Raw genomic sequence first — 22,788 nt, forward strand, 5'->3', positions numbered from 1 at the left:
TGGGTGCTTAAACACAAGTCTTTCTCGCTCATCGAATTACAAATCGCACTCGCTGTCTTGGTCGTCGCGCTCAGCTTTACGTTGCCGCGTTTTTCATTTTTTACCAACATGATTTTGAACCATGAACTTAACCGACTTTTCATGGTCTGCTCATATTTACAGCAAAAAGCGATTGCCACTCATCAAAAACAGGTACTTGTTTTTGATAACAAAAAAAATGAATATACTTATCTGCATAACAAAAAACCTCACACGTTCAGCTTGCCAAGCTCATTAAAGTTTGGATTTTTATCCAATATTAAAGGCCCTCCCGCCTGGCCAAAAAAAATAATAAATACCGCAATAACTTTTCAACCAGAACAACAAGTAATCTTTTTTCATGATGGTAAAATAAGCCCAGGAACCGCCTATATTGTGGATAAACATCAAAAAATCATGGGCGCTTTAACCTGTGCCATCTCTGAGGTATGCTACATAAGAAAGTATCGTTACCAAAATAATAGATGGCACATCGTGCCAACAGGCAAAAAAAACAACCATGATAAAATGGCTTCGTAGAATAATACTCAGCTTACTTACCAGTCTTATTATTACCATGCTCATGGTTCAAAACAGTACCATCATCAATCGCATGGCGTTAACCAAACTTGTAGAATTTTTGGAACAAGAATGGCATGCCACCATTACAATCGAATCAAGCTCGTTCAATTTTTTTACCAGCGCCATCATGTTGCACCATGGTTCGGTAACATCAACCAATCATCAAGGCTGCTCGTGGCAGTTTGAAAAAGCAAATGTTTATATCAGTCCACTCACGCTATTGCGCGACAAAAAAATTCATTTGTACTTAACATTCTACACGGTTTCTGGCACATCAGGCTTTACTGATAAAACACCCGACATACTTACCCACCTCTATAATATTTTTGCAACCAAGCCTACCAATATTAAAGTAAGCCCGCGTAGCATATCACTCCATAACATCAATATTGATACTACTTTTGAAAAAATACCATTACAAGCAACAATCAACGGCACCTTCGCTTTAGAAAAAAAGAAACTACCTAATAAAAAAAATAGGTGGGAAGGGCAACTTACTGTACAAAGTGGTAACGTAAACGTACACGGCAAACAACTCATTACCAACATGACCGGTGTTACCACGTTGAATAAAGGTACACATGATACACAATGGACCATGAAAGCTAAACACCAGCTCTTTATGCCATTTGATCAACAACCATACGATGTGCGGAGCACCCTTTCTGCCGATCAACAATGGGTAAGCATTCATCATGAACCACAAAAACTTGATCTTAGCGTTAAACGCGCGCAAGAAAAATTCGTTATTACAGGCAACATCCCTCTTGAATGCGCCCAGCAATGCATTAACTTTTTCACAACCAACACACAACCTGACGTCCATACAACCATTAACGGCATGAGCAACCTTGATCTTTTACTTGATAACAACGGACATACTATCGGCACCATAACCACAAAAAAAATTCGTTACAAAGATTATGTCATTGAAGAATGCACATGCTCTAATATTCTTTTTAATCAACATAATCTCTCTGCAAATCTCTCTATTCGCATGTCCCCCACTATTGAATTTGACGGCAACCTTGGCTGGAACTTAGATAAAAAAATAGGCACACTAAGCATATTCAATAAAAAACAGCTCTCACTTGCTCCATCAACAGGAAAAGTAGAAACAGGCTGGGTTACAAAACCACAGCAATGCACAGTAACAGCAACTATTACAACGCCATGGTTATGCACTGGTAAGTACAATTGGACCCTTTACAACAAGCTGATTGGTAACACGCTGCCATTAAAAGGCATTTGGAAAATGAACGATCAAGAGCTTACGATCAATGGCAGCCTAAAAAAAGATTCTTATGTCATTCAAGCTCATGCCAATCCAAATCCACATATTTCAACAATTCTTTACCAACAAAAGAACACACTTCCCGTCGTGAACATGAAAACAAAACCAGACAGCATGCTTTTGGAAGGAAGTATCCACTATCCTTTTGTTCAATCATTGCTCAACCAACATTACAAACGATTAGTTTTAGGCAGTAAAAATTTTTTACATCTGACGATCAATCAAGAAAATTTAAAAGAAATTACTGGCGCAATCGGCTTTGAACAAGGGAAATTATATATCCCAGAAAGCAGAAACCTTATTGAAAAAATTGCAAGTAATTTTACCCTCTATCCGCAAAACAAAAAAATGGTACTTACCGATAACGTGATTGGTTTCTGCAAAGGCAGTGTTAGCTGCCCGCAAGCAACACTCACGTTTAACGATAGTTACCATCTTAATTTTCTTCACGCGCCAATTCAAATCGATAACTTATTTGTAAATTGGAAAAAAGACTTTTATGGCTTTATCGACAGTAATTTGTTGCTCCTTAAATTTCCTGGCTCCCCAGCTCATGCGTCTGGCAACGTTATTGTAAAAAAATCGTTACTTAAAAATAATATATTTTCCGAGGAAACAAACACACGCTTTTTCTTGCCTTCAAGTCCTCTGGCTCAAAATAATAATACTCTTGATCTTGACCTACGCATTAATAACGAAATTCCTATAAAAATTGTAACCCCATCTCTTGAAACAACGGCACATCTTGATCTGCACGTACAATATCAACAACAAAATGTTGCCCACTTGCCGCGCGTTAACGGCTCAATTACTCTCGATAATGGCTTTATAAAATTTCTGCGTAACAAATTATTTATTGAATACGGTAAAATTCAATTTGTTACCGCACACGCCAACGACCCACTCATCGATCTGGTCGCCAAAAATAGAATTAATAAATACATGGTCAACCTGAATGTCACCGGCTCCTTACAAAAACCGAATATTGTTTTAGAATCATCCCCCGCTCTAAGCGAAGAACAAATTTTGGGGCTCTTGCTGGCCGGCTCAGAAAATGCCACCTTGCAAGCAGACCTACCAGCAATGATAATGCAAAATTTACACAACATAGTTCTTGGCAGCAAAGCGGTACTGCCAAAAACAACCTCATTTTTTGAAAAGGTTACCCGACCATTTAAATACGTTCAAATATCGCCAAATTTTACCGACCAAACAGGTCGTGGCGGTATTCGTGGCACCATCTCAATTGACTTAAATAAACAGATACACGCACAACTCGAAAAGAATTTTAACTTGCAAGATGACTTTGCCTTCCAAGTGGAATACTTCCTGTCAGACGACGTTAACCTAAAAGCAGTAAAAGATCAGCGTGGTGACATTGGGTCTGAAGTTGAAGTAAGATTTAAATTCTGAAGATCATCGTCATTGATCATACTCAATAATTCATCAGATGATTTTTCTTCTATTTTTTCTTGATCTGCCAATAATGGCTGCTCAGCATTTTCTTCCGCGCATATATCAACATGCTTTTTTTGTTGCAATACTTTTTTCTGTTTTGCCAAATCAACCACACGCCCTTGCTCTTGTTTTAAACGAGCATGAGCGCGAGCAAGCTCTTGCTGATTTTTTTCAAACGCTTGTTTAAGTTGTGCCACTTCTTGTTGCAGCGTGGTCATTTCTTGATTATGTTTAGTTAACTGCGCGGTAAGCGCATCTTTTTGAGCAACAAGTTCTTCTTTTTTTTTCATAGCCGTTTCGGCTTTTTTATATAATTGATCAACGTGATCAAGAATGCGATACACCTTGGGTTGCGACTGCGGAAACTCCTGCCGAATAGCTACCAACTCTTCACCAACTTTTTTATAGAACGTTTCTAGATTATCTGCATTCAAAAAGATTGCCGGCACCAATAAAAAACTCAATACCCATATTCCTACGCAAGATATCTTCATTCAAACTACCCTCTTTCTTAAGAATCAAAATTTACTTTGTAACTTTATACAAGATTCTATAACCTTAGACGTTCAGATTGAAAAATTCAATATGATGCAAAATTGAAAGCCTAAGAAGGGGCTTATACCATGAAAAAACAATTTTGTTTTATTGCTCTGACTATTCTGATCATGACTCAATCAGACAGCGTCTGGTGCAAACATCAAGTCTTTTTCGCGCCAGGCGATAAACCGGGCAATGAACTTATTAAAATGATCGATCAGGCAAAAAAGAAAATTCATGCCGCCGTTTACATGTTTACTGATAATAAAATTGCAATCGCTCTCATTAACGCGCACAAACGCAAAGTTGATGTACAAATTATTGTAGACAAAACAACCGTCGAAAGCATATACGGCAAAGCACAGGTTTTACAAGAAAATGGCATCAGTGTTTTTGTATACCATCCGCTCAGCTCAAAACCAACAAGCGATAATATCTACCAAAAATACCCGGCACTCATGCACCACAAATTTGCGATAATCGATGATAAATTATGGACCGGTTCTTTTAATTGGACACGATCTGCAAATTATCGTAATGAAGAAAACGCACTCATTTTAGCGGATAAACATCTGCATGCTGCATTTAGCGATCGCTTTGAAACATTAAAAGAAAAGTGTAGCGCGGTTGGCACGCGAGCTCCTAAAAAAGCCCGCCAACAAGAAAACGTGAGAACGCGCATCGTTAATTTTTTGCGCGCTCTCCACACCATGGTCTTAAAACCACAAAAACTAGGTCAGTAAATCTTTCTTGCCCAAAGAAAGCCAATCTTTATCAAACTTTACAATCCCACTTTCCGTCAACGGATGATGCATCGCATCTGCCAACACCGCAGGCGGCAACGTAATAACATCAGAACCAACAGCAATAATATCTTGCCAATGTTTCACGCTACGGATTGAAGCTGCTAAAATTTTGCTATCAAAATCATACTCTTGCACAATGTGCATCGCATCTCTAACTAAACCAACACCATCGCCACCAATATCGTCTAATCTACCAACAAATGGCGATATGTACGTGACGCCCAGTTTGGCAACCAGTAAGACTTGAATTGCTGAAAACACCAGCGTAATATTCAGCTTAATACCTTCGTGCGCCAACCGCGCAATGACCGGTAAATATTCTTTGGCAAAAGGAATTTTTACAACAACATTGGGCGCCAATTGCGAAATTTCACGCGCCTGTTTATACACCATTTCTGGTTCTTTTTCAACAACTTCAATACTCACATCGCCCGCAACCAGAGAGCATATTTCAAGCAAAACTGCTTTGGAATTTTGGCCTTCCTTGCTCAGCGTACTGGGATTAGTCGTAACTCCATCAAGAATACCCGTTGAAGCCCATTGCCTGATAAGATCACGATTAGCCGTATCTATAAAAATTTTCATAATTTCTCCATTGAAACGCGAGCATGATTACGACAACGATCACGTTGCCATACGGTTATTTGTTGCACTAATTGAGCACGATTTCTTAATGTTACTTCTGATGGAAGCATATACTTTAAATGGTTACCAACTGGTTCTAAAGGCAAAAACCATACATCAAAAGATTTCATCGATTTAATAACAATAGCTTGGCTTTCAGGGAAAAAAAAGAGTTCGTAACTAAAATCATCTTTCAATATCGTTTGCTTAATATCAACCCTAAAACTATAATCACTTTCAACATACAACGTTAAACCAGTTGCAATCGCAGCATACGGGTAGATAATGCAAAACGAATGATTACAAATATCATATGATTTATAACGAGAACTACTACCTTCTGAAACAGCAAAACCAAGAGAGACGCCAGTATTATTGTGGAAACATACCTCCCCACTTACATCTGCATACAAACTACCCAATATCATCAGTATCTTAAGTATCTTTTTCATCAATTCCCATAATAAAAAAATAGTGCGGACTAAAAATTAATCCGCACTATTCTATTTTTTGCGATTATTTAATTACAAAGCTAATCAAACGATCTTGAACAAAGACTGTTTTTAAAATGTTTTTGTCTTCAAGCCACTTTTTAACTTGTTCTTTGGCAAGCGGCTCAACATCAGCTTGCGCCAAGTTTTTGGCTACAACAATACTGCCCCGCAACTTACCATTAATTTGAATGGCATACTCAACATCAGCAACATGCGCAAGTTCAGCGTTGTACACTGGCCACACGCAATCAGCCAACTGCTTATGCAACAACTTTTCTAATAATTCACTAGCAAAATGAGGAACCATTACTGACAAAACAGTCAAAAATTGTTCAAGCATTTCATGATCGAACTGCAATTTTTGTCCAGTTAAATCATTTAAATATTCCATAATCGCTGACACTGCCGTGTTCACTTTAAAACTTTCCAAACGTAGTTGGTAATCTTTTAAGAACTGGTGGAAGCGACGTTGTGTTGGATTGTCTGCTTTGGTACCGGCTGGCAACAACGTACCTTCACTTGTCAAAAACAACCACAAGCGATTTAAGAAACTGTAAACGCCCTTAATTGATGATGTTTGCCATTCCGTATCAAGCTCTGGCGGCCCCATAAAGAGCATGTACATCCGCAACGTGTCAGCGCCCATTTCATCAACAATTTCGTCTGGGTTAACTACGTTGCCTTTTGATTTAGACATCTTTTCAACACGACCAGAAATAGAACTCTTCATACACACCATGCCCTGATTGAACAGTTGTTTGAACGGTTCATCAAAGGGCAAATGCCCAAGATCATGCAATACTTTGACATAAAAACGCGCATACAAAAGATGCAAAATAGCATGTTCAATGCCACCAACATACAAATCAACCGGCAGCCAACGCTTCATATCATCTTGACTAAACGGCTTGTCGGTCAGCCCTGGGTTTGGATAACGCAAAAAATACCAGCATGAACCGGCCCATTGAGGCATGGTATTGGTTTCACGTTTGGCCATAACGCCACACTGCGGACAGGGAGTATTAACCCACTCGCTGATGGCCGCCAATGGTGACTCTCCCGTCCCTGTTGGCTGATAACGCTCAACTTCAGGTAAAACAATTGGCAGTTCACTTTCAGGCACCGGCACCACACCACAGACATCGCAATGAACAAGTGGAATAGGTTCACCCCAATAACGTTGGCGTGAAAAAATCCAATCACGCAAGCGATAAGAAATTTTACGCTTGGCCAGGCCTTTATGCTCACAATATTCAATAATTGCGTGACGAACATCGCCTGCACGCTTGCCAGCAAACTGAGCCGGAGCTTGCAAAATACCATGCTGCATGTCGGCATAACACACTTCAAGATTTTTTACTTGTTCAGCCAACACTGGATCCTCAGGCAATAAAACAGCTTTAAGCGGAATGCTATACTTTTTGGCAAACTTAAAGTCACGCTCATCGTGAGCCGAACATTTCACAACACCAGTACCATAATCTTTAATAGCAAAGCTTGCTACCCAAATAGGCAAATCGCCATTACCAACCGGGTCAACAATATAACGACCGGTAAAAATACCTTCTATTTCTTTTTCTTCAAATTTGTTTTCAGCACGGCTTTGAAGAAGCTTTTTGCAATATTCAAGCACTTCCTGCTCGCGCTCAGTACCCGCCACCAACGTTTGCAAAAACGGATGATCAGGCGCTATCACCACAAACGTATCGGCAATAAAAGCCTCAAAATGAGCTGAAAAAGTCTGCAATGTCAGGTTGGTATCTTTGACGGGGGCGGTAAAAATCAGGCCCTCGCTTTTGCCAATCCAGTTACTTTGCATGAGTTTGACCTTTTCTGGCCACTCAAGCGTCTCTAGCCCTTGAAGCAATTTTTCAGCATAATCAGTAATCCGCAAAACCCATTGACGCACCGGCTTTTGCTCGGTTGGAGAACCACAACGCTCGCATCCACCCGCCACCACTTCTTCGTTGGCAAGGCCAGTCAAACATTTTGGGCACCAGTTAATGGGCATGCTGTCTTGGTAAGCAAGGCCTGCTTTGTACATTTGCAAAAAGATCCATTGCGTCCATTTGTAGTACGCAGGATCGGTAGTATCAACCTCTTTGCTCCAATCGTAAATCGCACCAATATTGGCAAGTTGGCGCTTGAAATTGGCAATATTGGCAGCCGTCCCACCTTTTGGATGAATGCCTTTTTTAATAGCATCATTTTCTGCCGGTAGACCAAAAGCATCCCACCCCATTGGATGCAAAACATCATAACCCTGCAGCCATTTCATCCGAGCATAAACATCTGAAAATACGTAACCCTTCCAATGACCCACGTGAATACCAGACCCGGAAGGATAGGGAAACATATCCAAACAATAAAACGCTTCCTTGGTAGTATCGTTCCTCATTTTAAAATAAGGATCCTTTTGCCAAGAATTACGCCATTTTTCTTCAACAATTTTAAAATCGTAACTCATTATCATGCCCTTGTTACCGTAAAAAGGTGGGTTCCTTATAAATCTTTATATAAAGTTTTAGCTGTCCCATTGTAGTCCAAAATCAAAAAAATGACCAAAAATAAATCGCTCACGCCCATCTTAACACCATTTGTAAAAAATAATTACAAATAAGAATTATTGACTTTGGTGGCCGAATTTAGCTAGCATGAAAATAGAGCATTATGACAAAGACCTGAACAATTGAAACATTTGATCCTCTGAGGGGGGGAATAATAATGAAGATTTTTAACCTTAGATTCAACAATTTTGCTGCCAAAAATAAATTTATTTTTCTATTTGTGTTTTTTTTGAGTCCGGCGATCACAATGGCAGGGGCAGTCTCACGCCCCAAAACATCCCCAGCCTCAAAGATAGTTGCCTCAGCAGGAGCAGACTGGACCATCCTTATTTATGCGCAGGCCAATAACTCACTCAGCAAATTTGCTCATCGCAATTTTGCTGACATGGCAACCGTTGGCTCCAGCAAGAATCTTAACATTCTCGTTCAATGGTACCAACCCGGACAGCAAGGCATTTGGCGCTACCAAATCAACAAAGAACGAATGGACCTGGACGAATACAAGCCAGAACCAACAGACGGCAACAAAGCTCAAGACTTAGTAGATTCAATGGAATGGGCGGTAAGCAAGTACCCAGCCAAAAAGTACGCACTTATTTTATGGAACCATGGCATGGGCGTTATCGATCCATTGTGGGGGAAATCTCTCCAAATGATTCAACCAAAAATGATGAAAAATAATCCGCGCATTCAGATCGAAGGCCTCACACAAGCAGCACCTCAAGAAAAAAAGAAAGCATCAGTAGAACAAAAAGACCATCGTGGTATTTTATTTAACGAAAACTCACGAACCTACATGACCAATCAAGTTCTTGCGCAAGCATTAAACGAAATCAAAACACGCGTACTTAACGACCGAAAAATTGATCTTTTTGGTATGGATGCCTGTTTAATGTCCATGATTGAAGTTGGTTACCAAGTACGTAACTACGCATCATACATGGTAAGCTCACAAGAAGTTGAATTAGCATCGGGCTGGGCATACCAACCATTGTTGCATAAACTTACCAACAACACGTTAACGCCAGCACAACTTGCTCAAGAAATCGTTATCAATTATCAGAATCTTTATAAAAATAAGATACAATTTTATACTCAATCGGCTATTAATCTTGAAAAGATTGATCTCTTAAAAGATTCTATAGATACCGTTGTTCACGACATAACCATATGCAAAGACCTTGATCCAATTAAATTTATCGATGTTATAAAAAAAGCCCGTAGCAACTGTATTCAATTCAGCACACAAAGTTATATCGACCTTCATTCTTTTTTCTCGGAGCTTTCAAAACAAATAACCAGCACTTATGCCAATCGCGCTCAATCAAAGCGTTTGCATCCACTGACCGAAGCAAACCGTAAGCTCCAAGAATCGATTTCGCTCAGTATGAAAATTTTGGCAGATATTGTTATTGCTAACACATCGGGACGCTATTTAGCAAATGTTAAAGGACTCTCAATTTATTACCCACAAACAGACATAGACACTTCGTATCCCAAAACTGAGTTTGCACAAGATTCAACTTGGCACCTCTTTTTACAACAAATACTTGCGCTTCAGTAGGAGTAACGATGAGCATTCGCAACAAAGTAGTCTACTTTTTGCTTATCGCTATCATAGTCATGCCGGCTATCAATGCTGCCAAGCAAGCTGAATGGACAATCTTAACCTACATTCAAGCAGACAATAGCTTAGCTTCTTTTGCTTTGAAAAATATACAAAACATGCAAAAAGCGGCATCGAACAACAATATCAATATTTTAGTCCACTGGAATCAGCCAGAAAATAGAAACATTGTACGCTATCGCGTTACTCAAAAAGCTCTCATTGAAGATAAAAATATTGGAATCAAAACTTATGATGATCACGAAAAAAGCCTTGTTGATGCCATGCAGTGGGCAGCTTTGAGATACCCTGCAAAAAAATATATGCTCAATCTTTGGAATCATGGAAGCGGTATTATTGATCGCGTAAATTACTTAAAAGGCAGAGATCAAATACGATCACCGCTCAATGATACGTCGTGGCTTGAAGTTCCTGGGTTGAAAAAAAAATCACCATTTCGAGGCATTTTGTACAGTGATACCAACCGTACTTATCTTAATAATCAACAACTAACACGCTCACTCAAAGCTATTGCATTCATTCTTGGAAAAAAAATTGACGTCGTTGGTATGGACGCTTGCTTTATGGCAATGCTTGAAGTTGCTTATCAAATTAAAGATCATGCCAAAGTTTTAGTTGCTTCACAAAACTCTGAGCCAGGCTTAGGATGGCACTACGAAGCATTTTTAAACAACCTTAGCAAAAATCCACATCTTTTTAATGCACCAAAATTAAGTAAACACATTGTGAATACCTACCAAAAGCTCTATGCCGGCAGCGTAAATTTTTATACGCAATCCGCGATCAATTTAAACGCTATTGACCCGATCAAAGAGAATATCAATCAACTTGTTGCCAGCCTTGAACAATGCAAAATGTTAAATGAACAAAAAATTAAAGCTGTCATCCAAACAGCCAGCAACAAAGCACTGAATTTTCATGTTAGCGATTTTATTGATCTTCACTCTTTTTATACCGCTTTGCTTAATGCCATCAAGGGAACAATTATCAATAAGCAAGCGAACAAAAATAATCATGAATACATAGCTGCTTTGCACGATGTACGGGCAATTGTGCGCGATGGCCTTACCTCTATTAATCAAGCAGTTTACCACTCAACCGCAGCCCCACAGTACAGCAAGGCTCATGGGATTTCAATTTATGTGCCACGCAAAAAAATTCATAGTTCATATGCAAAAACTATGTTTGCTAACGATAGTTTATGGCTTCATTTTTTAGAAACCTTCTTTACATCTTATTACAACTTTACTGAAGAAGACTGATCATGAAAACAACATCAAGACTTAGCATCACACTCATTATTTTTACGACTACCTTAAATGCTCAAGCTGACTGGACTCTCTTAAACTATATTGAAGCAAATAACAACATTGCATCGTCTGCTCAAAAAAATATTGATGTAATGAAAGCCATTGGCTCAACAAAAAACGTTAATATTTTAGTTCAACATTCTGAACCAACCAAAGCGCATCGGTACAGAATAAGCCAGGATGGTAGCGCACAAAACGCACCATTTAACAAAGAAATGGGCGTAAGCCCTGAGCAAGAACTGGTCAACGCGATCCAATGGGCTCACACGAACTATCCCGCAAAGCACTTTATGCTTATTTTATGGAGTCATGGCACCGGCATTATTAACGAAGAAAAAAACAAAAAAATTTATGCTCAACATCGACAAAAATATACGCACACACGCGCCATTCTTTACAATTATCATCATGAAACTTTTTTAAGCCATCAACAACTCGAAAACGCCTTAAAACGTATCAAAACTATTCGTGGCAAAAATATTGATATTATTGGCATGGACGCTTGCCTCATGGGAAGTTTAGAAGTTGCCTATCAAATAAAAGATTATGCCGATTATTTCATTGCTTCAGAAAACGTTGAACTAACACCCGGCTGGCTTTATGCCGGATTTTTACGCAGGCTTGTTGAACAAAATAGTATGACACCTGTTCAACTCATGAATATTATTGTTTCTTCATTTTCCAGCGCCAATACAACACGCAGCGCTCGCTACACATTATCAGGGACAAAATTGAGCAATCTTAACGACTTGCCTGAAAAAATAAATGCTGTTATTGAAGCTTTTTATGCAAGTCAAGAAATAGTAGGAACCGATATTGAAAAAGTTTTGTATACCGCTTATGCAGCAACCAACCAGTTTGATAAGCTTGGCTACCTGGACGCTCACCATCTTTTTTTTAATATGGCATACGGCATCGAAAAGTTTGCCAAAAAAAGAACTGCTCATGATCAAGAAATCCTCAAAAACCTAGCCATTAAATTGCATACTCTTTGTTCAAGTATTCGCAAAGCAGTTGTAGTAAACAAAACCGGCATTTTATACAAAAAATCAAAAGGGCTTACAATCTATTATCCAAAAAAATCACTTCATCCATCATACCGCTCTACCATGTTTGCACAAGATACTTTCTGGCTCTCATTTATTCAAGAACATCGTCCTTAAGCTTCTTATCTTAATTATTAATCTCAACTCTTGATTACGCGTTATGCAGATTTTTAAACTTGGCCAGTTGTTCTGGAATGAGTTACCCGTAATCAAGGAGACATTTATGAAAAAACGTTTTTTAGTGCCTTTTGTATGCATTCTTATTTTGACGCAACAAACGGCAAGTGCAATAGCCGAATGGACCGTTTTAACATATATACAAGCGGACAGCAATCTTGCTCCCTATGCCTATACCAACATTAACGACATGCAAAAAGTTGGTTCAACCTCAAATGTCAACATTATCGTTCAATGGGACCAACCAAACAATAATAAAACATGGCGATACAAAATAAACAAAGGCTCCCGCACAGAGGTTGGCTCATTGAATACTGAAATGGGGCATCAACCAGCTCAAGAACTTATTACATCTTTGCAATGGATTAAAGCCAACTATCCCGCAAAGAAATACGCTCTCATTTTGTGGGACCATGGCATGGGCGTACTGGACAGATCGCAGAACAATACCGTACCCTCACATTCATGGCTCACGCTACCAGGACACAATAACGTGCCACACAACAATGAACGCGGCATTTTATACGACTACACACAAGGAACATTTTTAAACAACCCAGATCTTTTAACGGTTGTCCAGCAAGCGCAGAGCATTCTTGGCCAAAAGCTTGATATCTTGGGCATGGACGCCTGCTTAATGGCAATGCTGGAAATAGCAACTCAAGTGAAAGATAACGCAAACTATCTTGTCTCTTCTGAAGAAACTATCCCAGGTTACGGCTGGCCATATTCACAATTCTTGGCCCCGCTGGTAGCAAATCCAAAACAATCAGCATTAACACTCTCTCAACGAATGGTTACTGCATACAAAAATTACTACAAAAAGGTAGACTCCGCAACAACGCTTTCTTCAATTGATCTCAGCAAAGTAGCAGCGCTAAACACAGCGCTCAATAATGTTGTTCAAGCAATTAGCAACATAGCGCAAAACAATCCAGTGGAAATGCAAAATATGATCACGGCAGCTTATGCTCAATCAACCAGCTTTGCTATCAGTAGCTATATTGATTTATACACCTTCTTCAGCAAGCTTTCGTTACAAGCAAAAGCGTATCGTGCACAAAACAAAGCTCCTCGCATTAACGTAACCCCGCTACAAACAGCACTCACTGCAGGCATGAAAGCAATTACCAATGCCGTTGTTGCAAATGGGACTGGCTCTGCTTATCCTAATGCCAAAGGAATCTCTATTTACTTCCCAACAGCCCTACCACTCGGCCCTGGCTACAATGCAACAACGTTTTATCAACAATCACAATGGATTAATTTTTTAAATACCTACGCTTAATTTAAGGAAATAATTGTATGAAAAAAATAATAGAAAGCACTCTTGTTCTTGGTTGCTTTATATCGTCATGCTTTGCCGTGGAAAACAAACTAACACTTGAACAAAAAGCCAAAACCGTAAATCATCAAAAATTATCAACAGCCGTCTCAACACACAATCAATCATTTTTGAATAAATTTATTAATTCTGCCAACGTTAATTCTCACGATACTGAGAGCAATACTTTGCTGCATCAAGCAGCCAAACTTGGCAACGAACAAACGGTATCGCTTTTGCTCAACAAAAAAGCTAACCCTAATGCTGCCAACAATAAAAATAAAACACCTCTTCATATGGCCGCAAAAACAGGAAATAGCAAGATTGTTGCAGCGCTCATTGCCAGCAAAGCAAAAGTAAATGCAAAAACAGCTAAAGACAAAACAGCTTTACATTACGCAGCGGCAAAAGGAAGTAAAGATATTACAGCAATTCTTATTTCTCAAGGTGCCGATACAACAATTTTTGACAAATTTGCACGAACTCCAATGCACACTGCCATTGAAAACAATCACCTTGAAATTATCAAACTTCTCGACGCGTACGCTCAAGCGTTAGCGAAAAACCCCACTACCACAAGAAGTATCGACAACTAAAAAACCTATGATGCAAAGCTTGCGGCCTTAAAATAAGGCCGCAAGCTTTGCATCATATCTTAATCAAGGCAAACCGTCATGAATTATTTTTATAGATTCAAAATTCTCTTTCTTGTCGTAAATATTTTTGCAGCAAGCTGCTCAGCTGCCGGCAACGCCAATAAACAACTCACTGATCTAAGCCTGTCACTTCAAGCCTTAAAAACAAAACTTGCATCACTTGCAGTATCGCTGTCATCATTACAACCAACATATCCACCTCAAAAATCTCACTACATACAGCCAGAAAGAGTTTTTGGATCTATCTATGCAAAAAAACCAACCATCGTTCATACGCCGCCACATTGCTCTTATGACAATACTCCAGACAATCAAGAAGGTATTTTTATTTATGACGTCGTTGTTCTTACACAAAAAGCTCCTTGGAGCGCATGGTCAAATGATCCAGCCGTGCAACAACTGTTGAAAGATATTGGTAAACCAAATGCCCCTTCAACGTATCTACTACAACACTTCGGCTGCGATTTTCATTCAATCAAAAATGCCATATACCTAAGCAAATTATTATCATATCCGCCTCAAAATTTTGATCAAAAAGAAAATCATTTAATTGAAAACTTTCAAAAACCGTTAAAACTCATGAAACATTTCGAATTTACCAAAAACGGCAAAAAATCTTGGGGAACTTCATGGATTGAACGACGTAAACAATCTCCACCGCCAGGGCAGTCATACGCTCAAAACGCCACTCCTCTTGATCTTATTTACACACCAACCGGCTTACCGGTAGATCTTGAAGCTTTAAGAGACAACATCAGTCAAAACAAAATTTCTACACCAAAATTTTCACCAAACTATATGCAAAATACTTTTATTTTAGAATCTCAAATGGGCATAACGGGTGAGCCATACCTCACAGGAAATCTAGAAAAAGACAATCAATGGTTAACCGAAAACGATGTTAAAAAACTTATACAGATCGCACAACTCTTTAAAAAAGAAAAATCCATTGTAATTCCTATCATTTGGTCATATGCCCAGCTGTATGGCAATCGTCACTGGATCACTCTTATTCTCAATAAATTTTCTGACATCGAAGAACTTCTTCTTGCTGATAGCTGGCGAACCACCAAAGCGTATAATAAATACTTAACTTCATTGCTCATTGCCTGGATAAAAAAACCAGAAGAAATGGTAAAAAAATATATTGCACTAAACGGATCATCAGAAAAATTTAAACAAGAAATAAAAAACTTAATGGACCAAGAATCCGATAAAACATTAGCCGACACTCAAAAAATTCTTGATCATCTAAAAACAAAAATCCTTACAAACGGTCAGTCTGACGAAGCAAAAAATATCTACCACATTAAAGTCGTCCCACAATACAATTGTATTTATCCAGATTTTTCATGTGGTTACCATGCCTTAGTCAATGCCATAAATCTTTCAAAATTATGGGAAGGAAAAAGACAAACGCTTCCTGACAATCAAGAATACATCTCCGCTTTTAATCAAAGAATCAATCAATGGAAACAATATATAGAAAATTCAGCTGATGCTTTTGGGGACAAATATAACTGGCAAGCAAATGGCGGAGACTTATCAACTACTTATTTAGATTTTATAAAAAATTTTGATACAGACATCAAAGAACTTATCGCAAATAAAGAGATTATTTATTTTCCCTACTCATCATCTCTTTATAATATTTCAAATCTCAAAGCAGAAGAAAATATTGAGCCTGATTTTATACCGTGCTTAGAAAATTTTTATACTAAAGATTCGGCATTGTTGTTTTGGACTCTTGGCCTAGCCGAGCACTATTACCTTCTTTGTGCGGCAAAACGCCATGGACAAATTTATTTTATTTTTTGTGACTCTTTAAACAAACCAAATCTCATCTCTTCAGAACAAACAATCATTAAAAAAATTTGCGATACAATAAAAGGAAATATAACTATTGCGCAGCTTTTTACTAATACTTATCTAGAGCAAAATCAATTGTGCGATTTTACGGACTACGGCACCATAATTACGTTTCATAAAACAATACAAGACGAAATTTTGTATAAATACAAAAATCCTAAATATCAAATGAAATGGTCTGACATTGATGAAAACCTCCGCAAGAGCTACCTTAATAAAATCACGACAATCCTACAAACAAGCTATTCCGGGCAACAAAAGCCTGCAGAAAACTATAATAATATTCCTGCAAATGAGGAACAAAAGCGAATCCTTCGCCTACTGTTCGTCCTTAGAGATTTTTTTGATCATGGTGGACCCCTTGACAACTAATCTCTAACAAAAAAAACAAAGCCTCTCGCTCAAATCGAGGGGCTTTTTTAATTGCCACCTAAAAAAAATTATGCTTATACTTATGGGGAAAATTACTACGCAACTGCCCGCCAATTATGGAGAGCTTATGAGCCAAACAACCCCCAAAAACATCCCCATTACAAAAAAAGATGAAAAAATATTAGTTGTTCCTGCTCGCAAGCTTTTTTCGAGCAGTTCTATCAATGGCTTTCATCCACTTAAAGATTTTGATTTTTATGCCAATCTTATCGCCACCAACAAGGAATTTTTATGGCGTTCAGCCATGGAAGAGGATGTTACTTACAAACAAATTATCCCTTACCTTATTTTTACACACGAAAATAGATATTTTTTAATGCAACGTAAAGCTGGAGCAAGCGAACAACGGCTCAAAAACAAACATACGCTGGGCATTGGTGGGCACATCCGCGAAGACGATATTACCGGCAGCGATATTATTGATTGGGCAAAACGCGAGTTTCACGAAGAAGTTAACTATGAAGGTAAGCTTGATGTTGAAATTTTAGGTTTGATCAACGACGAAAGCAACGATGTTGGGATGGTTCATACCGGCTTTGCTTTTTTGTTAAAAGGCGATAATCCAAACATCAGCGTACGCTCTGAGCTCAAAGAAGGGCATTTACTCACCCTCGAAGAATGCACCAATTTCTATGATGCTATGGAAACATGGACACAATTGGTCTTTAATTATTTGAAGGAACGAAATAATGGCTAAAGAAATTATTCATCATAAAATCGTTCGTAATAATGTACCTACTCTCTTAGAACAAAAAAGATTACAGCAACGACCCGAGTGCTCACTGATAATCTTGAAGTCGAATGGGCGTTGACCAAAAAACTTGCAGAAGAAACACAAGAATTTATCGCTGCAGCGCCAGCACAACAACTGGAAGAATTAGCAGACGTTCTTGAAGTTATTCATGCCATCTTGGCAGCAAAAAAGATTCCTTTCGAAGTTCTTGAACAAGCACGCTTGGATAAAAAACACCGCAATGGCAGTTTTTCGCACAACATATTTCTGATCAAAACAGTAGAACAAGGGTAACGCAGTGAATAAAGACCAACGCCTTTTTCTTGAAAATAAAGCACTCAACATTCGCATTGATTCTATTCGCGCAACATCAGCCAGCAAATCAGGGCACCCTACTTCCTGCCTTTCTGCTGCTGACATTATAGCGGCTCTCTTTTTCAATGTTCTTAAACATGATTTAAAAAACCCTAAAGCCGCCAATAACGATCGATTCATTCTTTCCAAGGGCCATGCAATTCCAGTTGTATATGCCGCCTACAAAGCACTGGGCATCATCAACGATCATGAATTGTTGAGCCTACGAAATTTTGATTCCATTTTGGAAGGCCACCCAACACCACGCTTTATGTACAACGAAGCAGCAACGGGATCACTAGGGCAAGGCTTGGGCATTGGCGTTGGTATGGCACTGCACGCAAAACATTATGGACTCAAATTTACCACATACGTCATGATGGGCGACGGCGAAATTGCCGAAGGTTCCATTTGGGAAGCAGCAGACTTAGCTGCTCATTACAAACTCAATAACTTGGTTGGCATTGTAGACTGCAACCGCTTGGCACAATCTGAACCAGCTATTAACGAACACAACGTTCAAAAAATTGCCGCAAAATTTGAAGCCTTTGGCTGGAAAGCATATATTATCAATGGTCATGATATGACCGAAATTGTAAAAACACTTCACGAGGCACAACACAGCGAACAACCGGTTGTTATTGTTGCCAAAACATTTAAAGGATACGGGCTCGATTCATGCTCAAACAAACCAGGCTTTCATGGTAAACCGTTTAGCGTAAACGAAGAGCACGCAGCTATTGAAGCACTCAAAAGTACGTTCAAAGAAGCATATGAATATAATCATAACCTTGAACATCGCACCATTCATTTTCCTGAAACAACCAACATGTGCTTTCAAAAGAAGCAACCAGACATTGAGCTCGATCTTACGCAAGACCCACAATTAATGCACTTTCAGAACAACGAAAAAATCGCTACGCGCCAGGCTTTTGGCTATGCACTAGCCGCACTTGGCCGCGCAAGCAAGGCAGTAATTGCTTTGGATGCCGACGTTAAAAACTCAACCTACACCGAATATTTTGAACAAGAATTTCCTGAGCGCTTTATTCAATGTTTTATTGCCGAACAAAATATGGTCAGCGTTGCAACGGGCTTGCAAGCACGCGGCAACATACCTTTTGCAGCAACCTTTGCTGCTTTTTTCACGCGCGCTCACGACCAAATTAGAATGGCGGGCATTGGTCGCAATGCGCTACGTTTGTGCGGCTCGCATGTCGGCGTTTCGATTGGCGAAGACGGCCCTTCGCAAATGGGACTTGAAGATATTGCGCTTTTCAGAGCGCTCCCAAACTCAATCGTTTTATACCCAAGCGACGGCGTTTCAACCTACAAACTAACACAAGAAATGGCTAACTATCACGACGGTATTTCGTACCTGCGCACAACGCGGGCAGCAACGGCCAACTTATACGACACGTGCGAAAAATTCCCTATTGGCGGCTGCAAGGTTTTGCATGAAAGCGAGCAAGACATTGCCTGCGTTATTGGCGCCGGCATTACACTGCATGAGGCATTAAAAGCCTATAAGCTGTTAAAGGAAAAAGGTATTCACATTGCCGTCATCGACTTGTATTCCGTTAAGCCGATCGATACAAAAACCATCTTGCGCGTTGCAAAAAAAGCTCATCACGGCATTATTACGGTCGAAGATCATTACAGCCAGGGCGGTCTTGGTGAAGCGGTAGCACATGCGTTGGTTAATGAAAACGTTGCCATCAAGAGCCTCGCGGTCAAGCATTTTTCGCGCTCTGGCAGCCCAAGCAGGCTTTTGGCCGATGCAGACATAGATGCTGAAAAGATTGTTCAAACAATCGAATCAATGCGATAAAAAGAAAAGAACGACAAAAGTTTAGTTATTGCTTGCAAAAATCGTTAAATATGGCAGAATAACTCTACTCAAGTCGTTCTTTTGACTTATTTTAGGGGCTGTAGCTCAGTTGGTTAGAGCGTCCGTCTGTCACGCGGAAGGTCGCGGGTTCGAGTCCCGTCAGCCCCGCCATACTTCGCCAAGGCTTCGTATGGCACGGCCATTTTCTTTAACGGCTTGATATTAAAAAAGATAATATCTCGTTAGAATAAAGCGAAGTATGCCCTTCGAAGCTCGTAGAGCGAAGTAGGGCCGGCACGGTCAAAGAATATGAACAAAAATAAATTATATATCTTCGTACTACTCACCTTCATTACCGGCTCAAGCTATTGGTTTTACACCAAAAAACATAGCGCTCCTTCAGGGACTATCATCGTTCTTAACGGCCCATCTGGCTCTGGCAAGAGCTCAATTCAAAAAGAATTCCAAAAATTAATGATGCCAAATCTCTGGATAAAAGTCGGTATCGATAATTTGTTTGATAACGTCATGCCTGAAATTACACCAGAAAATATGAGCTTTTGGCAATCGTCAAATCCCATTCGTTGGGTTGAAACATCTCAAGATGATCAAGGCAATAAAGTAATTACCTTATTAGTTGGCACCCAAGGGGAAAAAGTAGCATACGCCATGAATAGTGCGATTGCTGCTTATGCACAAAATGGCTGCAACGTTATGGTGGATTATATCGCATACGACCAGCGCTGGCTCAAAGATCTAGAAAAAAAATGTTCTCGATTCAAAACCTATTATGTTGCCGTTCAAATACCACTCGAGGTGCTTGAACAACGTGAGCAAGCGCGCGCAACATCACCAAAAGGTCATGCACGAAGTCATTACTTCACGGTCTATGGCGATAGAAAATATGATGTGGTGGTTGACTCTGGCAGTAATTCTGCCGCTGATATCGCACGCGAATTAAAATCTTTAATTGATTCAGTTCGTTAATTACACGTCCACATCAGTCTTGAATGCTATCTCCACCACCCCGCGAGGCTCAAACATATCAGTAAATTGTTTAAACATTTCTGAGCGATCATCCCCACCGTCTGTGGTAAAAAGCAACTGTTGGCAATAGTCAGCAATATCTTCTACAATTCGTTCGTGTCGATAGTAGGCAAGAGCTGCTTTATTAATATCAGTTTTTCCATAACCTTGATAAAAAAGCTCTTCTTCGTGATGGTTATTCCACACATTAGCAACACCCCCGCCAATAAACATAAGGTCCCGTTCTTTTGGGGCCAAGGTTGGTGCATCCCAATCTACAAGGTACAGAAGGCCATTGTCGCCGATTAATACATTACCTGCATGAATATCTGAATGACAGAGCACAAACGGCAGTGATTGTTCTTTGAGCACAAAACTGAGTCGTTCTGCCCTCTCAACCAACCGTTGAATGGTTGCTTGATGTGTTTTCATAAAAGCGCTCAACTGACGCGCAGTACTATCGCCAAACTCTTCCGTTTCTATGCGAAGATAAACTGACCGAACCACTTCTCGCCATTTTGGTGAATAAGTTTCTCGTTTTATCTGTGCCCGCATTGACGGCGGCAGTACCAAGTCATGAACTTGTCTAAGCGCTTTGCCAAGCGTAATCCATTGGTTGTTAGTGAGGTTTTGCGCAAACCCGTCTTTTCCCGCAATAAACGGATACACAAAAAGCGTATACCCATCGAGCGATTGCGAAATTTGGCCCTGCTTTGTTTTGATCAGAGAAATAATCTGTTGAATGCCGGCATCATGCAACAATAGTTGTATGGTAATGCCAATATCATGATGCAACTGGCCACGCTTTAACTTGACGAAATAAGCTAAATTTTCATGCGTTTGAGCTTTATATACTGATGCGTCCGCATCAGCACCCAACGGCAGGCAGGTAAGTATAGCGACGCTCATGCCATAGTAGTTATTGAGACAGTCAATAATGTGTTGGTCTGAAACAGATTGTTTTTCTAGCATAATCAAAGCTCACCAGTAAAAAATACCGCGGGTCTGTGAAAAAATTCAAAAATAGTTTACGTTGAATCAATGGTACAGATTTTGTAAAAATTGTGAATTTTTGAATACAACCAAGGGCCTACTATGCTTGTTAATAAACAAGTCGTCCAAGTTCCTGACATCAAAACATTAATCTTTTTTTGGCAACAAACTATCAAAAATCTCAATTGGGAAAATCTTATTAAAGAAACCACCCCCAAAAATGTCGGGTGCGGCTTAGTGTATGAATTAAACACCATAAAAGGGTTGGGGGCAGAAAGTTTTGCCATTGCCGATATGCGGCATATTGCATGTGCCGAACCGCATTATCATGACAATAACGAAACCGAGATTTATTTTGTTCTGCAAGGCTCAGCGCTCGTCGTCATTACCGATCAAGAGCTCCACGTAACAACCGGTGATGTAATCGTTATCGAACCATACAAAGCACATTTTACTATTCCTGATAAAAATTTTATAATTGCTGCCGTGAATACCCCGCCCTTTAATCCTCAAAACTACATCCCACTTTCCGAGACTAACCATTCGGTAGGATTTGATTTAGAAAAATTTAACCAAATTATTATGCAGAATACACATGCAAACCGAGGCATCAACCATGAATAAGATTATTGTTTTTACGATCCTTCTTTTTTCTCATAATGCTTTAACCGCCAAACCATGGTCAGAAATTTTACTTACAAACTCAATACTATGCAATGACTCTGCATTGACCATAATCTTCGATCAACATAAATATTTTGCAACCGGCAATGCGCCGATCATTCTTCGTATCAGCATGCTACCCAACCATTTTTTAAATGAACCCTTTTACGCACCATTTTATAATTCTGGCTTACCAAGTGCCTCACAAATACGCGCTGAAGTGTATCGCCGATTAGAAAGACTCATTGATTATTTGGATGAGTTTTCTATCTATTTTGGCTATGTACCAAGAAGCATCTCTATTAAAATTTTGAAGGATTAAGAGATTTAAAAACTCAAGAGATGCTCTTTCAATCCAAAGTTAAAG

General features: G+C 39.4%; 20 protein-coding genes and 1 tRNA gene. 16 read left to right on the forward strand and 5 right to left on the reverse strand.

Annotated features, from left to right (window positions below; genetic code table 11):
• Positions 1 to 3 precede the first annotated feature (3 nt).
• On the forward strand, positions 4 to 558 hold the full coding sequence (locus IPF37_03055) for a hypothetical protein (protein QQR49794.1): 555 nt from the start codon (positions 4 to 6) through the stop codon (positions 556 to 558).
• Positions 539 to 3,307: a translocation/assembly module TamB domain-containing protein gene (locus tag IPF37_03060; protein QQR49795.1), complete on the forward strand. Its 2,769-nt coding sequence runs from the start codon at positions 539 to 541 to the stop codon at positions 3,305 to 3,307. The genes IPF37_03055 and IPF37_03060 overlap by 20 nt, the downstream gene beginning before the upstream one ends.
• On the opposite strand, the gene IPF37_03065 is transcribed toward IPF37_03060, so the two are convergent.
• On the reverse strand, positions 3,259 to 3,846 hold the full coding sequence (locus IPF37_03065) for a hypothetical protein (GenBank protein ID QQR49796.1): 588 nt from the start codon (positions 3,844 to 3,846) through the stop codon (positions 3,259 to 3,261). The two genes, IPF37_03060 and IPF37_03065, sit on opposite strands and share 49 nt — an antisense overlap.
• A 129-nt stretch (positions 3,847 to 3,975) precedes the next feature.
• Between IPF37_03065 and IPF37_03070 the strand changes: the two genes are divergently transcribed.
• On the forward strand, positions 3,976 to 4,632 hold the full coding sequence (locus tag IPF37_03070; protein QQR49797.1) for a DUF1669 domain-containing protein: 657 nt from the start codon (positions 3,976 to 3,978) through the stop codon (positions 4,630 to 4,632).
• Here IPF37_03070 and IPF37_03075 read toward each other — a convergent pair.
• The 3 genes from IPF37_03075 to IPF37_03085 form a co-directional block, all read right to left on the reverse strand.
• Complete coding sequence (locus IPF37_03075; protein ID QQR49798.1) at positions 4,621 to 5,280, reverse strand: fructose-6-phosphate aldolase; 660 nt, start codon at positions 5,278 to 5,280, stop codon at positions 4,621 to 4,623. The two genes, IPF37_03070 and IPF37_03075, sit on opposite strands and share 12 nt — an antisense overlap.
• Positions 5,277 to 5,771: a hypothetical protein gene (locus IPF37_03080; protein ID QQR49799.1), complete on the reverse strand. Its 495-nt coding sequence runs from the start codon at positions 5,769 to 5,771 to the stop codon at positions 5,277 to 5,279. The genes IPF37_03075 and IPF37_03080 overlap by 4 nt, the downstream gene beginning before the upstream one ends.
• Before the next feature lie 64 nt (positions 5,772 to 5,835).
• A complete protein-coding gene (locus IPF37_03085) occupies positions 5,836 to 8,286 on the reverse strand; it encodes a leucine--tRNA ligase (GenBank protein ID QQR49800.1) in 2,451 nt (816 codons plus the stop codon).
• A 251-nt stretch (positions 8,287 to 8,537) separates the two neighbouring features.
• Here IPF37_03085 and IPF37_03090 point away from each other — a divergent pair, with 251 nt between their 5' ends.
• The 11 genes from IPF37_03090 to IPF37_03140 all read left to right on the forward strand — a co-directional run bounded on the left by IPF37_03090 (position 8,538) and on the right by IPF37_03140 (position 20,726).
• Positions 8,538 to 9,944 carry a hypothetical protein gene (locus IPF37_03090; protein ID QQR49801.1) on the forward strand — a complete coding sequence of 469 codons (1,407 nt, stop codon included), beginning with the start codon at positions 8,538 to 8,540 and terminating at the stop codon, positions 9,942 to 9,944.
• An 8-nt stretch (positions 9,945 to 9,952) separates the two neighbouring features.
• Entirely contained in the window at positions 9,953 to 11,269 is a 1,317-nt protein-coding gene (locus IPF37_03095) for a hypothetical protein (GenBank protein QQR49802.1), read from the forward strand.
• 2 nt (positions 11,270 to 11,271) lie between these two features.
• The gene (locus tag IPF37_03100) at positions 11,272 to 12,480 is read left to right on the forward strand and encodes a hypothetical protein (GenBank protein QQR49803.1); all 1,209 of its coding nucleotides are present in this window, start codon (positions 11,272 to 11,274) and stop codon (positions 12,478 to 12,480) included.
• 106 nt (positions 12,481 to 12,586) lie between these two features.
• The gene (locus tag IPF37_03105; GenBank protein ID QQR49804.1) at positions 12,587 to 13,828 is read left to right on the forward strand and encodes a hypothetical protein; all 1,242 of its coding nucleotides are present in this window, start codon (positions 12,587 to 12,589) and stop codon (positions 13,826 to 13,828) included.
• A gap of 17 nt (positions 13,829 to 13,845) precedes the next feature.
• The gene (locus tag IPF37_03110) at positions 13,846 to 14,460 is read left to right on the forward strand and encodes an ankyrin repeat domain-containing protein (GenBank protein QQR49805.1); all 615 of its coding nucleotides are present in this window, start codon (positions 13,846 to 13,848) and stop codon (positions 14,458 to 14,460) included.
• A 78-nt stretch (positions 14,461 to 14,538) separates the two neighbouring features.
• Positions 14,539 to 16,761, forward strand: coding sequence for a hypothetical protein (locus IPF37_03115; protein QQR49806.1), 2,223 nt, complete (start codon positions 14,539 to 14,541; stop codon positions 16,759 to 16,761).
• Positions 16,762 to 16,831: 70 nt separating this feature from the next.
• Positions 16,832 to 17,518: a hypothetical protein gene (locus IPF37_03120; protein ID QQR49807.1), complete on the forward strand. Its 687-nt coding sequence runs from the start codon at positions 16,832 to 16,834 to the stop codon at positions 17,516 to 17,518.
• Between the two features lie 78 nt (positions 17,519 to 17,596).
• Complete coding sequence (locus tag IPF37_03125) at positions 17,597 to 17,848, forward strand: nucleoside triphosphate pyrophosphohydrolase (protein ID QQR49808.1); 252 nt, start codon at positions 17,597 to 17,599, stop codon at positions 17,846 to 17,848.
• A gap of 4 nt (positions 17,849 to 17,852) precedes the next feature.
• Positions 17,853 to 19,739, forward strand: coding sequence for a transketolase (locus IPF37_03130; GenBank protein QQR49809.1), 1,887 nt, complete (start codon positions 17,853 to 17,855; stop codon positions 19,737 to 19,739).
• Positions 19,740 to 19,833: 94 nt separating this feature from the next.
• Positions 19,834 to 19,910: transfer RNA gene (locus IPF37_03135), tRNA-Asp, on the forward strand.
• Positions 19,911 to 20,048: 138 nt separating this feature from the next.
• Entirely contained in the window at positions 20,049 to 20,726 is a 678-nt protein-coding gene (locus IPF37_03140) for a hypothetical protein (GenBank protein ID QQR49810.1), read from the forward strand.
• On the opposite strand, the gene IPF37_03145 is transcribed toward IPF37_03140, so the two are convergent.
• Positions 20,727 to 21,737 carry an aminoglycoside phosphotransferase family protein gene (locus IPF37_03145; GenBank protein QQR49811.1) on the reverse strand — a complete coding sequence of 337 codons (1,011 nt, stop codon included), beginning with the start codon at positions 21,735 to 21,737 and terminating at the stop codon, positions 20,727 to 20,729. It abuts the gene before it with no gap.
• A 123-nt stretch (positions 21,738 to 21,860) separates the two neighbouring features.
• On the opposite strand from IPF37_03145, the gene IPF37_03150 reads away from it, so the two are divergent.
• Positions 21,861 to 22,382, forward strand: a complete 522-nt coding sequence (locus IPF37_03150; GenBank protein QQR49812.1) for a cupin domain-containing protein — start codon at positions 21,861 to 21,863, stop codon at positions 22,380 to 22,382.
• On the forward strand, positions 22,375 to 22,743 hold the full coding sequence (locus tag IPF37_03155) for a hypothetical protein (GenBank protein ID QQR49813.1): 369 nt from the start codon (positions 22,375 to 22,377) through the stop codon (positions 22,741 to 22,743). Before IPF37_03150 ends, IPF37_03155 begins: the two co-directional genes overlap by 8 nt.
• Positions 22,744 to 22,788 lie beyond the last annotated feature (45 nt).

The organism is bacterium, assembly GCA_016699045.1.
In the GTDB taxonomy this organism is placed as follows: domain Bacteria; phylum Babelota; class Babeliae; order Babelales; family RVW-14; genus AaIE-18.

What these genes read in the sequence shown, in the direction of transcription:
- IPF37_03075 (QQR49798.1), bottom strand. Translation starts at nt 5,280, where the DNA reads ATGAAAATTTTTATAGATACGGCTAATCGTGATCTTATCAGGCAATGG.
- IPF37_03140 (QQR49810.1), top strand. Translation starts at nt 20,049, where the DNA reads ATGAACAAAAATAAATTATATATCTTCGTACTACTCACCTTCATTACC.
- IPF37_03085 (QQR49800.1), bottom strand. Translation starts at nt 8,286, where the DNA reads ATGATAATGAGTTACGATTTTAAAATTGTTGAAGAAAAATGGCGTAAT.
- IPF37_03115 (QQR49806.1), top strand. Translation starts at nt 14,539, where the DNA reads ATGAATTATTTTTATAGATTCAAAATTCTCTTTCTTGTCGTAAATATT.
- IPF37_03060 (QQR49795.1), top strand. Translation starts at nt 539, where the DNA reads ATGATAAAATGGCTTCGTAGAATAATACTCAGCTTACTTACCAGTCTT.
- IPF37_03150 (QQR49812.1), top strand. Translation starts at nt 21,861, where the DNA reads ATGCTTGTTAATAAACAAGTCGTCCAAGTTCCTGACATCAAAACATTA.
- IPF37_03070 (QQR49797.1), top strand. Translation starts at nt 3,976, where the DNA reads ATGAAAAAACAATTTTGTTTTATTGCTCTGACTATTCTGATCATGACT.
- IPF37_03105 (QQR49804.1), top strand. Translation starts at nt 12,587, where the DNA reads ATGAAAAAACGTTTTTTAGTGCCTTTTGTATGCATTCTTATTTTGACG.
- IPF37_03095 (QQR49802.1), top strand. Translation starts at nt 9,953, where the DNA reads ATGAGCATTCGCAACAAAGTAGTCTACTTTTTGCTTATCGCTATCATA.
- IPF37_03155 (QQR49813.1), top strand. Translation starts at nt 22,375, where the DNA reads ATGAATAAGATTATTGTTTTTACGATCCTTCTTTTTTCTCATAATGCT.
- IPF37_03145 (QQR49811.1), bottom strand. Translation starts at nt 21,737, where the DNA reads ATGCTAGAAAAACAATCTGTTTCAGACCAACACATTATTGACTGTCTC.
- IPF37_03080 (QQR49799.1), bottom strand. Translation starts at nt 5,771, where the DNA reads ATGAAAAAGATACTTAAGATACTGATGATATTGGGTAGTTTGTATGCA.
- IPF37_03090 (QQR49801.1), top strand. Translation starts at nt 8,538, where the DNA reads ATGAAGATTTTTAACCTTAGATTCAACAATTTTGCTGCCAAAAATAAA.
- IPF37_03120 (QQR49807.1), top strand. Translation starts at nt 16,832, where the DNA reads ATGCTTATACTTATGGGGAAAATTACTACGCAACTGCCCGCCAATTAT.
- IPF37_03065 (QQR49796.1), bottom strand. Translation starts at nt 3,846, where the DNA reads ATGAAGATATCTTGCGTAGGAATATGGGTATTGAGTTTTTTATTGGTG.
- IPF37_03100 (QQR49803.1), top strand. Translation starts at nt 11,272, where the DNA reads ATGAAAACAACATCAAGACTTAGCATCACACTCATTATTTTTACGACT.
- IPF37_03110 (QQR49805.1), top strand. Translation starts at nt 13,846, where the DNA reads ATGAAAAAAATAATAGAAAGCACTCTTGTTCTTGGTTGCTTTATATCG.